General features: G+C 70.0%; 9 protein-coding genes. 4 read left to right on the top strand and 5 right to left on the bottom strand.

Annotated elements, in window-relative coordinates; all coding sequences use genetic code 11:
• Window positions 1–206 precede the first annotated feature (206 nt).
• The 4 genes from CES90_RS05510 (at window position 207) to CES90_RS05495 (ending at window position 5,253) form a co-directional block, all read left to right on the top strand.
• Complete coding sequence (locus CES90_RS05510; RefSeq protein ID WP_189782611.1) at window positions 207–2,258, top strand: glycoside hydrolase family 31 protein; 2,052 nt, start codon at window positions 207–209, stop codon at window positions 2,256–2,258.
• Window positions 2,259–2,395: 137 nt separating this feature from the next.
• Window positions 2,396–3,646 (top strand): AI-2E family transporter, encoded by a 1,251-nt coding sequence (locus tag CES90_RS05505; RefSeq protein ID WP_373313315.1) that lies wholly within the window; start codon window positions 2,396–2,398, stop codon window positions 3,644–3,646.
• 141 nt (window positions 3,647–3,787) lie between these two features.
• The gene (locus tag CES90_RS05500) at window positions 3,788–3,973 is read left to right on the top strand and encodes a hypothetical protein (RefSeq protein WP_189782610.1); all 186 of its coding nucleotides are present in this window, start codon (window positions 3,788–3,790) and stop codon (window positions 3,971–3,973) included.
• Window positions 3,974–4,056: 83 nt separating this feature from the next.
• Window positions 4,057–5,253 carry a sulfotransferase family protein gene (locus CES90_RS05495; protein WP_189782609.1) on the top strand — a complete coding sequence of 399 codons (1,197 nt, stop codon included), beginning with the start codon at window positions 4,057–4,059 and terminating at the stop codon, window positions 5,251–5,253.
• Between the two features lie 63 nt (window positions 5,254–5,316).
• Here CES90_RS05495 and CES90_RS05490 read toward each other — a convergent pair whose 3' ends face one another.
• The 5 genes from CES90_RS05490 to CES90_RS05470 all read right to left on the bottom strand — a co-directional run bounded on the left by CES90_RS05490 (window position 5,317) and on the right by CES90_RS05470 (window position 12,111).
• On the bottom strand, window positions 5,317–7,782 hold the full coding sequence (locus tag CES90_RS05490) for a CBM35 domain-containing protein (RefSeq protein WP_189782608.1): 2,466 nt from the start codon (window positions 7,780–7,782) through the stop codon (window positions 5,317–5,319).
• Between the two features lie 106 nt (window positions 7,783–7,888).
• On the bottom strand, window positions 7,889–8,704 hold the full coding sequence (locus CES90_RS05485; RefSeq protein ID WP_189782676.1) for a carbohydrate ABC transporter permease: 816 nt from the start codon (window positions 8,702–8,704) through the stop codon (window positions 7,889–7,891).
• Window positions 8,705–8,712: 8 nt separating this feature from the next.
• Entirely contained in the window at window positions 8,713–9,639 is a 927-nt protein-coding gene (locus CES90_RS05480) for a carbohydrate ABC transporter permease (RefSeq protein ID WP_189782607.1), read from the bottom strand.
• 2 nt (window positions 9,640–9,641) lie between these two features.
• On the bottom strand, window positions 9,642–10,967 hold the full coding sequence (locus CES90_RS05475; protein WP_189782606.1) for an ABC transporter substrate-binding protein: 1,326 nt from the start codon (window positions 10,965–10,967) through the stop codon (window positions 9,642–9,644).
• 106 nt (window positions 10,968–11,073) lie between these two features.
• Entirely contained in the window at window positions 11,074–12,111 is a 1,038-nt protein-coding gene (locus CES90_RS05470) for a LacI family DNA-binding transcriptional regulator (protein WP_189782605.1), read from the bottom strand.
• Between the last annotated feature and the right edge of the window lie 148 nt (window positions 12,112–12,259).

The raw sequence follows: 12,259 nt of genomic DNA, 5'->3' as shown, positions 1-12,259 counted from the left end.
GCGTGCCGGCGGCGGGCAGCTGCCCGGCCCGTTCGCCGGAGCCCTGTCGACGGACTCCCATCAACGAACTCCCGTCGACGACAGCCCAACTCCCCATCTGTACGGCAGTCGAGGGTCCTCCCCGGCTGTGCCCTCCACCTCCTCACCGCCCGGCCCACCAGAGCCGAGCCGGGCGGGCCACCACTCCTCCCTTCCAGGAGCCTTTCGTGAATCAGCCTGCCGAGAACCAGACCCCGTCGGGCGCGGTCAGCCTCGCCCAGTCCTCCCCCACCGTCGGCACGTTCCGTGAGCGGGACGGTGCGCTGGAGTGGAGCGGACGTCAGGAGACCCTGCGGATCGAGCCCTGGGGGCCGGACGCGGTCCGGGTCCGCGCCCGGCTGGGCGGTCCGGTCCTCGACGGACTGCCGGGTGCCCTGCTCGACGAGGCGGAATCCACGGAGAGCAGCGTCAAGATCGAGGACGGGCACGGCCAGCTGACCGTCGGCGCGCTCACCGTCGAGGTCGACGCCGAGGGCCTGATCCGGTACACGCGTACGGCGGACGGCGGCGAGCTGCTGTCGGAGGCGCGCGCCCACTTCTGGTGGCCGGGCTCGCGCCTGTACACCGCGGTCGGCAACGGCTACCACCGGCTGGAGCAGCGGTTCGCCGCGTACGACGACGAGAAGCTGTACGGCCTGGGCCAGCACCAGCACGGACGGCTGGACCAGAAGGGCCTGGTCCTCGACCTCGTCCAGCGCAACGCCGAGGTCGGCATCCCTGTGCTCACCTCCAGCCGCGGCTACACCCTGCTGTGGAACAACCCGGCGATCGGCCGCGTCGAGCTGGCTGGCAACGGCACGCGCTGGGTGGCGGACTCGGCCCGGCAGATCGACTACTGGATCACGGCCGGCGACCCGGCCGACGCGCAGCGCCGCTACAGCGCCGTGACCGGCCGTACGCCGATGCTGCCGGAGTGGGCGGCCGGGTTCTGGCAGTGCAAGCTGCGCTACCGCACCCAGGACGAACTCCTCGCCGTGGCACGGGAGTACAAGCGCCGGAACCTGCCCATCGACGTCATCGTGTGCGACTTCTTCCACTGGACGCACCTGGGCGAGTGGAAGTTCGACCCGGCCGAGTGGCCCGACCCGGCGGCGATGGTCCGGGAGCTGGACGAGCTGGGCATCAAGCTGGTGGTGTCCGTGTGGCCGTCGGTCTCGCCGCTGAGCGAGAACCACCACCTCATGGAGCAGCGCGGCTACTTCATCGGCACCCAGTACGGCCCGATGGCACACGCCGACTGGCCCGACAAGGAGGTCGCGTCGACGGTCCAGGTGGCCTTCTACGACGCGACGAACCCCGAGGCCCGGGACTTCGTGTGGTCGCGGGTGAAGGAGAACTATCTGGAGCCGTACGGCATCAAGGCGTTCTGGCTCGATGCCTGCGAACCGGAGATCAAGCCGGGCTTCCAGGAGAACCTGCGCTACTGGGCGGGCCCCGGCCTGGAGGTCGGCAACATCTACCCGGCCGAGAGCGCCCGCACCTTCTACGAGGGGCTGAAGGCGACCGGTGAGGAGGAGATCGTCTCCCTCAACCGCTCGGCGTGGGCAGGCAGTCAGCGCTACGGCGCCGCCCTGTGGTCGGGCGACATCGGCACCGATTTCACGACCCTGCGCCACCAGATCGCGGCCGGACTCAACACGGCCCTCTCGGGCATCCCCTGGTGGAACACCGACATCGGCGGCTTCCACGGCGGGAACCCGGACGACCCGGCGTACCGCGAGGTCATGGTCCGCTGGTTCCAGTTCGGCGCGTTCTCTCCGCTGATGCGGCTGCACGGCTTCCGCGACCCCGGCATGCCGCTGGGTCCGACGATGACCGGCGGTCCCAACGAGGTCTGGTCGTACGGTGAAGAGGCCGGGGCCGTGCTGGAGAAGTACCTGCGGCTGCGGGAGCGGCTGAAGCCGTACGTCCTCCAGGTCATGCGGGAGGCCCACGAGGAGGGGCTGCCGGTCATGCGGCCGCTGTTCCTGGAGTTCCCCGGGGACGAGCGGGCCTGGTCGGTCGACGACGCGTATCTGTTCGGGCGGGATGTGCTGGTCGCGCCGGTGCTGGAGGCGGGGGCGACGACGTGGACGACGTACCTTCCGGCGGGGGCTCGGTGGACCGATGCGTGGACCGGGCAGACGTATGAGGGGGCTACGTCGGTGACCGTGGACGCGCCGTTGGACCGTATTCCGGTGTTCCTGCGGGACGGGGTGGTCCTGCCGATCGCCGAGTAGGGCACCCGGCCGCTGGAGCGGGGCAACAGCCCCGCCTCCCTTGGTCCGTGGTCTCCGGGCCCGGTCTACGCTATGGCCGCCATCGCATGATCCTCGGGGGTGTGCGTCACCCCCTGAGCGAGCGGAGAACGCTGAGCATGAACAGCCGTACGGGAGACCCTCGTGGAAGCCGCGGGGGACGGCCGGGCCGTCGGGGTGGGCCCCTGCGCAGGCCGACGCACCGGACGCGTACGACGATACGGACGACCGGCGCGTACGTCGGTGTACCGGCGCCGGCCGTCCCGGCGGCACCGGCCGGGACAGACATCCCCCGTGGTTTTCTGCCGGGGCCCGCCCGGCACATCGCCGTGTGGAGCGCGCTGACGCTGCTCGTCACCGGGGTGGTGTCGGTGGTGGTGTGGCTGTGCATCACGTTTCAGACGGCGGTCACGCCGGTGCTGCTCGCGTTGTTGGGGACCGCGCTGCTGGGGCCGTTCTATCGGCGGCTGGTGGCGATGAAGTTCAACAAGTCCCTTGCCGCCGGGCTGACGTGTGCTGCCGTGGTGGTGGTCATGGGCGGGGCCACGTACATCGTCGTGGCCGCGCTGATCGACACCGGTGACCAGATCATCTCCTCGCTGCGGGACGCGGCGAAGTCGCTCAGCGAGGACTTCGGACTGGCGGGGACGTCGCTGGACGACCTCGCGAAGAACGCGAAGGAACTGCTGTCCAAGTTCGGGGGCACGGCGGCCTCCGGGGTGCTCAGCGGGGTCGGGGTCGTCAGCGAGATCATCACGATGGCGATCCTGGCACTGACGCTGATGTTCTTCTTCCTGCGCGACTCGGACCGGGCGGTCGCCGCCCTGCACTCGTTCGCGCCCCGCCGCTCCGGTGAGACGCTGGAGGTGATGACCCGGCGCGCCTTCCTGGCGATCGAGGGCTATATGCGCGGGACGACGATCATCGCGTTCATCGACGCGGTCTGCATCGCGATCGGCCTGCTGGTCCTCAAGGTGCCGGGCGCCCTGGGGCTCGCAGCCCTGGTGTTCATCGGCGCGTACATCCCGTATCTGGGCGCCTTCCTGTCGGGCTCGGTCGCCATCCTGGTGGCGTTCGCGGACCGTGGCGCGGTGACGGCGCTGTGGGTGCTGGGGGTGATCGCCGTGGTGCAGTTCCTCGAAGGGAACGTGTTCCAGCCGATGATCCACAGCCGGACCGTGCAGATGCACCCGGCGGCGATCCTGCTGGCGCTCACCGCGGGCGCCTCCATCGCCGGCATCCTCGGCATGCTCCTCGCGGTGCCGCTCGTCGCGGCGGCGTCCGGCGTGCTGTCGGAACTCCGGGCGCGCTACGGCGACGGAGGCGCCCGTACCGACGAACCGGACGCAAGCCCCGCGGCGGCCCCGTGACCGTCCGGACCTTCCTGCGCTTCCGGTTCCCGGCCGCGCTGCCGCCGTCTTCGTCGGGCTGAAAGCGGCCATGTACCTGGCCGCGGTGGGCGCGGTGATCGGGGGGTCAGCGCGGGCGACGAAGGGCTGGGCTTCGTCGTCGTGCAGTCCGGCGCGAACTACGCCACCGCCCTGGCGTTCGCCGCGGTCGCGCTGCTGGCCGTGATGAGCGTGGCCCTGTTCTACCTGTTGGTGCCTGCGGAGCGGCTGCTGCTGCCGTGGGTGAGGGAGACGACGTCCCAGCGGCGGAGCGGGTGGGCCGCCCGGGTGGCCGTACCGGCGGTGTGATCAACTCCTGTGTACGGCACGGGGGTTCGGGTCGGTCATCGTTCCCCCGTTTCGCCGTTCCGCCGTCGAAAGGAGCCCCGCCCGTGTCGTCCTCGTACTCCGTGCCGCTCTCGCTCAAGCTGGCGAACCTGTTGCTCCGGCCCGTCGCGGGCTCCCGGCGCGACCCCGACCGGGCCTTCGAGCGGATCCTCGCCAAGGCCGGGCAGGCGGAAGGGGACCAGGAGTTCACCGACGGCTTCCGGTTCCTGCTGCGGGGCTGGGCGGGCGACGAGCATCTGACTCCGGTCGGCTGGCAGTCCGCGCAGTCCCATGTCCGCAGACATCTCACCAACCGGGCCCGGGTCCAACGGCTGATCGCCGAGCACCCCGAGATCGAGCGGGAGCCCATCGAGCGGCCGGTGTTCGTGGTGGGGCTGCCGCGCACCGCCACCACGCTCACCCACAACGTGCTGTCCATCTCCGACGACCACCGCTGTCCCCTGCTGTGGGAGCTGACCGCCCCCGACCTCTACGCGTCCGAGCAGCAGCGCCGGAAGGCGATCGCGTCCACGCGCCGCTGGGTCGACGGCATCAATCTGCTCGCCCCCCGCTTCCGCGACATCCACCCGATGACCGCCGAGGGCCCCGAGGAGTGCACCTTCCTCCTCCCGCACGCCCTGGTGCCGCTGTCCCAGGCCCGCATACCCGCGTACCAGACCTGGCACTACGAGCGGGACTTCGTCGCCGACTACCGCCACCTCAAGCAGGTCTACCAGGTCCTCCAGTACGGCCGGCCGCGCCGCCGCTGGGTCCTGAAGTCCCCCATGCACACCGAGCACCTGACCGCGCTGCGCACCGTCTTCCCCGACGCCACGATCGTGTGGACCCACCGGGACCCGGCGACCGTCGTGGCCTCGTTCTGCAGCCTGGTCGAGCAGGGCATGATCGGCACCCTCTCCCCGCTCGACCTGCACGAACTCGGTGCCCAATGGCTGGAGTTGCTGCATCACCTCGTGCGGCGCGGCATGGCCGCCCGGTCCACCGTCCCCCGCGAGGCGCTCGTGGACGTCCCCTACTCCTGGCTCGGCACCGACCCGGCCACGGGCGCCCCGAAGCTCTACGACGCCATCGGCGCCCACTGGACCGACGCGGACGCCGCCCGGCTCCCGGGGATCACCGCCCGGCCCAAGGGCAGCCGCCCCCACCGCTACGACCTCGCCCGCTACGGCCTGACCCGCGCCGCCGTCGAGTCGGTGTTCGCCGACTACAACGCGCTGCGGGAGGAGGTGGACCGCGCCTGACGGCAGCGGCCCTCGGCCACAGGCAGGTGGCCGAGGGCCGCGTCCCAACCGATGGGCCGTGTCCTAGCCGATGACCCGGCCCAGCTCGATCCGGTCGATGTTCGGCGCCCAAGCGGTCGCGTTGCCGAACGTGACCTTGTTGGCGCCCTTCTTCAGGTCGACGGGGACGCCCACCGTCCAGTAGTCGTCCCAGCTCCAGGTGTTCTTGAAGGTGGCCTTCCGGGGCTCGCCGTCCCCGACCGTGATGTCGGCCGTGCGGGACATGATGTCCGTGTTGTAGGCGTGGCCGTTGTCGCGGCGGTCGTTGTGCGCGTAGTGGACGACGAGGACGTAGCGGCCGGCGGTGGGCGCGTCGACCGTGAACTCGGCGGTGCTGTCGGCGCTGTTGCCGAGCCAGCCGATGTACGAACCGGCGGTGGCGTGCGCCGAGTCGACGAGCTTGGTCCCGCCGGCGAGGGTGGCCGAGGCGCCCTCGTAGGAGAGTGTGCCGGCGGTCGAGCCGTCGCCGGTGACGTCGAGGGAGCGGAGGGCGGCGTACTTGGCCGTCGCCGTGACGCGGTTGTTGCCCGCGACGAGGTACAGCTTCAGCGGCCGGCCGGGTACCGCCGCAACCGTCTCTCCGTGCAGGGCGAGCCGCACCGGGGCCGAGGCGCGCGGCACCACGCGGTAGTAGCCGTCGCGGGGGGCGTAGACGTCGAAGACCGCCTTGTCGCCGGAGCGCAGGACGAGCGCGCCGGTGCCGACGCCGGCCGACGACGAGTAGTCGTACGACGGCTTGCCGCCGATGTCGGCGAGCGTGGCCTCGTACGAGGCGGAGGGCTCGGCGGTGTGGGCGGTGAGGTCGATCCGGTCGAGGGTGACCTCGGCGGCGCCCTTGGCGAGGGTCAGGGTGTGGGTGCCCGCCGACAGCTCCACACGGACGTCCTTCTTCGCGCGGTAGGTCCAGTTCTCGGTGGACGGGTAGGTCAGCGTGACCGGGTCGCCGCCGTCGATCGACAGCTTCTGCGTGGCGGGGGTGCCGGACTGGTTGCCGTACAGGATCGCCAGATCGTACGTGCCGTCCTTCGGGACCGTCACCGTGAAGTCCACCTTGCTGGTGGCCTGGTTGAGGGAGCCGACGTCCTTGGTGCCGGAGGCGGCGTAGCCGTTGGCGTTGCTGACCGTGCCCTGGGTGTAGACCTTGCCGTCGGTGATGGCGGCTTCCTCGGCCTCGTGGGAGGCGGTCCAGGGGACGGACGGCGTGGCCGGGGTGCCGGAGCCGCCGGGGGTGAGGACGATCCGGTAGGCGGACATCTTGTGCATGCCGCGCAGCGGGACGGTCACCGTGCCGTCGTCGGCGACCTTCACCTTCGTACGGGCGAGGACGCGGGGCGCCGCGTGCCGGCCCTCGTAGCCGGACCAGGCGGCCTCGGCGACGGTCGCGGTGACCGTGCGGCCGAAGAGGGAGCGGGAGACGTTGTCGACGACGACGTCGGTGTCACCGGCGGAGCCGCCGAGCAGGACCTGGGCCTGGCGGCGGGAGGTGTCGAGGGAGGCGAGGCCCTGGAGCGTGTCGATGGTGTTGGCCTGCGGCGGCGTGACCTTGACGGTGTCGCCGGTCAGGCCCGCGTACCAGCGGAAGAACCACCAGCCGCCGTTGGGGATGTTGGAGCGGACGACGTTGCCGTCCATGTTGCCGGCGGCGTCCCAGTACGCCTGGTTGGCGTACACCTTGTTCCTCTCGAACATCGAGACCCACTGGACGAGTTGGCCGGGGACGGAGAGGTCGCGGCGGTTGGCGTACTCGTCGATGTTGATCTTCAGCGGGGCTATGCCCGCCTCCCGCTCCAGGGCGCGGTAGTCGTCGTAGTGGGCCTGGAAGTCCCTGAGGGAGCCGGAGCCCAGCTCATGCCAGGTCATCACCTGGGGCAGGACGTTCTCGCGCTTGGCGAAGGCGAGGAAGTCCGTCAGCAGGCGGGTGTGGTAGGCGGCCTCGTTGGGGCCGGCGATCCGCGCGTCGGGGTCGATGGCGCGGATGCGCTCGTACACCGTCTTCCAGTCCCGGAAGAACCGGTCGCGGTTGGCCTCGTACTGGGCCTGGTCGGAGACGCCGAGCTTGTACCAGATCTGGTCGGGCTCGTTGAACGGGATGTAGACGAAGCGGTCGCTGTTCGGGTCGGCCGCGACCTCCTTGGCGATCTTGTCGACCTTGGGGAGGTAGTCGTCGATGCCGAGGTCCTCGTAGGGCCACTTGGCGTAGATGTCCTGCATCATCACGTTGATCTCGCCGCCGCCGTTACGGAAGAACGACTTGGAGACGGTGAGCGCGTCGCCGTTGGGGTGCTGGGCGCCCCCTTCCGGCTTCTGCGAGATGCTGGTGATCTTCAGGGGTTCCAGGGCGGCGTCGCTGGGCACCCCGTCGTCGCTGAGCCCGTACAGCGCGCCGTTGGCGCCCAGCATCACCGGGCCCTCGGAGGCGGAGAGGTCGACGGTCAGGCGCTGCGGGTCGGCCGCTGACGCGGGACCGGCTGCGGGGAGGGTGCCTGCCATGGCGGCTGCTCCAAGGGCGGTGGCGGCAAGGGCGGTTCTGATACGGGATCTTGTGCGGGTGGGGGTGATCACGCTGCTGGACCTCCAGCCATTCCGGTCACTCCGGTCATTTGACGGCTCCACTGGTGATTCCGGACACGATCTTTCGCTGGCCGACGAGGAACACGGCGACCATCGGCAGGCTCATCACCACGACGTACGCGAAGACGAGATGCCAGTTGTTGAGGTAGAGCTGGGCGCTGGCGACCTTGTAGAGGTTCAGGGGGAGGGTGGTCCGCTCGCCGCCGCCGAGGACGAAGAAGGCGTAGAAGATGTCGCTCCAGGCGTAGAGCATCACCATGATCGTCGCGGTGGCGATGACCGGCCGGAGGAGCGGGAGGACGATCCGGGCGAAGATCCGGAAGGGCTTCGCCCCGTCGATCCGGGCGGCCTCTTCCAGCTCCATGGGGATGGCACGGATGAAGCCGGTCATGAAGAAGATGGAGGTGGAGAGGTACATGCCGGTGTAGACGGCGATCATTCCGGGGCGGGTGTTCGCGAGGCCCAGCTGCCGTAGCTCCATCACGATGGTGATGACGGCGGGCGGCAGCAGCAGTCCGCTGATGCAGAGGGCGTACGCCGCCGCGACCAGCTTCGACTTGCGGCGGGCGAAGACCCAGGCCGCGCCCGCGCCGAGGATGAGGACGAGGACCACCGAAGGGACCACGACGAGCAGGGAGTTGAGCAAGCCCCGCAGCATCTCGCCCTGGGCGACGGCGTCCGCGTAGTTGCTGCCCGGCTGCCACTGCTCCGGCAGGTCCAGGTTCGGCTTGATGGCCTCCGCCTGCGGCTTGGCGGAGGTGACGAGGACCAGCCACAGGGGGACGCCGACGGCGAGGCCGGCGAGGAGGACGACGAGGCCGGGGCGGCCGTACCGCCACATCACGGCGCTCACAGGAGTTGCTCCCTTCGTCGCAGGCCGACGACCAGCGGGATCGCGACGGCGACCACCACCAGGAAGAGGACGAGGCTCATCGCGGAGGCCTGGGCGTACAGGCCCTGTCCGAAGATCCGGAACATGTAGATGTTGAAGACCTCGGTGGAGGCCGCGGGCCCGCCGCCGGTGGTGGCCTGCACGATGTCGAAGGTGTTCATCGAGCCGATGAGCGCCGTGGTGACGTTGAAGGTGACGGCGGGCGCGAGCATCGGCCAGCGCACCGACCAGAAGGTCCGCCAGGGCCCGGCGCCGTCCATCCGAGCGGCTTCCAGCATGTCTTTGGGGACGCCCTTCAGCCCCGCCAGATAGATCAGCATCGACAGGCCCATCCACTTCCAGCCGTGGATGAGGGTGACGAGGACGATCGTCCAGGTCGTCGAGCCCAGCCAGGGAATGTCCGTGCCGAGGACCGAGTTGACCGCGCCGTCCTGGTCCAGGAGGGCCTGGAAGGCATAGCCCGTGGCGAGGGCCGAGATCAGCACCGGGAGGAAGAAGACGGCACGGAAGAACCGGTTGAAGCGGGTGTCGTCCTCCAGCAACAGGGCGAGCACGAGCCCGAAGCCGTTCTGGAAGGCGGCCGCGAGGAACGCGTACAGCAGGGTCGTGCGGATCGCCCGGACGAGGGTGCCGTCGTCGGCGATGGTCGTGAAGTTGTCGAGGCCGGTGAAGGCGATGTCCGAGTGGTACGAGGACCAGTTGGTGAACGGGTAGTAAAAATTGAGTAGGTTGGGCACCAGGAAGAAGCCTGCGAAGACGACGATCGCGGGGAGCGCGAACCACCAGGGGTGGTGCACTGCGGCGCGCGGCAGCCGCCCCACGCCCTTCGGTGCGCCCGGCGCGGGTGCCTGCTTGCGTGCGGTACGTACGACAGTGTCCGCCATGGCTAGAAACCGGGCGCGCCCTGGGCCTTGGCCACCTGCGCGAACTGGTCCTGGATGGCCTGGGCGACCTGCTGCGGGCTCTTCTTGTCGTAGAGCATGTCGGCGAGGTAGAGGTGCGTGTCGGGGGCGACGATCGCCTTGGCCTGGAAGACCCCGATGGCCGTGGGCAGGGCGGCGACCTGGGCCGTCGACGTCTGCGGCAGCCCGTCCGGGGTGGGCACGGACGGCTGTACGGACGGAATCTTCATCGTCTTGATGTAGTCCGCGTAGTCGGGACCGAGCCAGAAGGCGAGGAACTGCCGGGCCGCGTTCTGCCGCTTCTCATCACCGGTCTTGAAGGCGACGACCCCGTTGGTCTGGTCCGGCGAGTACATGCCGGTGGCGGCGGAGTTGGCGATCGGGAACCAGCCGATCTTCTCGTCGATCTCCTCGGTGGAGTACTTGGCCTGCAACTGGGTCTGGAAGGAGGTGACGTTGAGGACCATGCCGACCTCGCCCTTCCACAGCGCGTCGGCCTGCCCGGTGAAGGTGCCCGTTCTGTGGTTCTTCTGGGCGAGCCCGGCGTCGAGCAGCTTCTCCTTGTACTTCTTGATCGCGCCGACGACGACCGGGTCGGTCCACTTCTCCTTGTTCTCGTTCAGGTCGGCCCACCACTGCTTGTCGAGGTCGGTGAGCTGGACCTGCATCTGCCACTGCAACGGCCACTTGTCGCCGCCGGCCTCGTAGAAGGCGGCCGCGTCGGAGTTGTCGACGACCTTGTGACCGAGGGCCAGCAGCTCGTCGTACGACTTCGGCAAGTCCTTCTCGCTCAGCCCGGCCGCCTTGAAGACGTCCTTGTTGTAGTAGACGCCGAGCATGGCGGGGCTGGTGACGATCGCCGCGTACCGCTTGCCGTCGATGATGCCGAGCGACTTCTCGGTGTCGCCGAGCTTGGACTCCCACTCCTCCCCGTCGAGCGTGAGGAGGTTCTGCTGCGGCTGGATGAAGGGGAGTGTGGAGATGGACGGCTGCCAGAACATCAGGTCGGGGCGGTCACCGGAGGCCAGTTTGGTCGGCACGTTCTGCTCGTAGAGGTCCGGGACCGCCTGGGTCTCCACCTGGGCGCCGGTCGCCTTCTCGAAGGCGTCGATGACCTGCTTGGGGGCATTGACCGTGTTCTGCGCCGTCCACATCGTCAGCTTCACGCCGTCGAGGCGGGCGGTGGGGTCGACCGCCGTGTTCTTCGTGTCCGACGCCCCGGAGTCCCCGGCAGTCGGATCGCTGCACGCGGTGGCGGCCAGGCCTATGGCACATAGGAGGGCCAGGGAGGGGAGAGCTCTTCTGTACATGCGCGTGCCTTTCGAGAACGGGCGGTTCAGGGCAGAGCAGGATTCGGAGCGGAGCGGTGCGCGAGCGGGGGCGGTGCGCGAGCGGGGGCGGGGGCGGGGGCGGTGGTCAGTCGTGGCCCGGCGGCGGACCCGAGCTCTCCCGCACCACGAGTTCCGGTACGGACACCGGATGCGGGGCGATCTGGGCGGACTCCTCCAGCACCCCGTGGAGGAGGGCGAACGCGGAGCGCCCGAGGCCGGTGAAGTCCAGACGTACGGTCGTCAGGGCCGGGGTCAGATAGGCGGAGTGCGGGGCGTCGTCGAACCCGGCCACGCTGACCTCGCCGGGAACGGACCGGCCGGCCTCGTGCAGGGCGCGCAGCACACCGAGCGCGAGGTCGTCGTTGCCGCAGAGGATCGCGGTGACGGACGGGTCCGCGGCGAGCCCGACGCCGACCGCGTGACCGCCCGCCGGACCCCAACTGCCCTGCACGGGACGGGGTTCGGGCGCGCCGGCCTCCTTCAGTGCCTGCCGCCAGCCGGTGGTGCGGGCGCTGGTGCGCCGGGTGCTGGACGGGATGGCGACGTAGTGCACGGTCTCGTGGCCGAGGGAGAGGAGGTGGCGGGTCACCTCGTAGGCGGCCTCGCGGTCGTCGGTCCACACCCAGGGGCGGTCGTCACCGGGTGGGCTCGCCGGGGTCTCGACGACACCGACGACCGGTAGTTCGGCGGGGACGGCGGCCAGGGCGCCGACACCGGCCGGATCGTAGGCGATCACGATCAGGCCGCCGCCGGCGTCCGCGGCCCGCTGCACCTCGGCGGCGACCGCGGCCTCGTCGGCCGATTCCAGGACGCCGATCCCGACCGCGTACGAGGCCGCGCGCGCCGCCTCCTCGACGCCCTGGAGGATCGAGGCGTAGCCGTAGTGGGTGGTGTTGGCGGTCAGTACCGTCACCGCCCGGCTGCGGCCGCTGGCCAGCGCGAGCGCGGTGGCGTTGCGGCGGAAGCCCAGCTCGTCGATGGCCGCGAGCACCCGCTCCCGGGTCGTGTGCTTGACGCTGGGGTGGCCGTTGATCACCCGGGAGACGGTCTGGTACGAGACCCCGGCGGCGGTCGCGACGTCCCGGATGCTCGCCGGGCGCCTTGTGTGACCGGTCACATTCATGCCAGGATTGTGACCGGTCACACAGGGGGCGTCAAGAGAACGTAATGACGGATTCACTCGGCTGACTCACCTGACTCAGGAGTCGGCTGACTCATCCGACTCACCTGTCTCAGGAGGGGGAACGCGTTGACCGACACGGCGGACGCGA

It is taken from the genome of Streptomyces capitiformicae, assembly GCF_002214185.1.
Taxonomy (GTDB): Bacteria; Actinomycetota; Actinomycetes; order Streptomycetales; family Streptomycetaceae; genus Streptomyces; species Streptomyces capitiformicae.
The sequence above is the reverse complement of the archived record's forward strand: the minus strand, read 5'-3'. Positions and strand labels throughout refer to the sequence as shown.

Coding starts and splice junctions, on each gene's coding strand:
- CES90_RS05485 (WP_189782676.1), bottom strand. CDS start 8,704: ATGTGGCGGTACGGCCGCCCCGGCCTCGTCGTCCTCCTCGCCGGCCTC.
- CES90_RS05470 (WP_189782605.1), bottom strand. CDS start 12,111: ATGAATGTGACCGGTCACACAAGGCGCCCGGCGAGCATCCGGGACGTC.
- CES90_RS05490 (WP_189782608.1), bottom strand. CDS start 7,782: ATGGCAGGCACCCTCCCCGCAGCCGGTCCCGCGTCAGCGGCCGACCCG.
- CES90_RS05480 (WP_189782607.1), bottom strand. CDS start 9,639: ATGGCGGACACTGTCGTACGTACCGCACGCAAGCAGGCACCCGCGCCG.
- CES90_RS05505 (WP_373313315.1), top strand. CDS start 2,396: ATGAACAGCCGTACGGGAGACCCTCGTGGAAGCCGCGGGGGACGGCCG.
- CES90_RS05475 (WP_189782606.1), bottom strand. CDS start 10,967: ATGTACAGAAGAGCTCTCCCCTCCCTGGCCCTCCTATGTGCCATAGGC.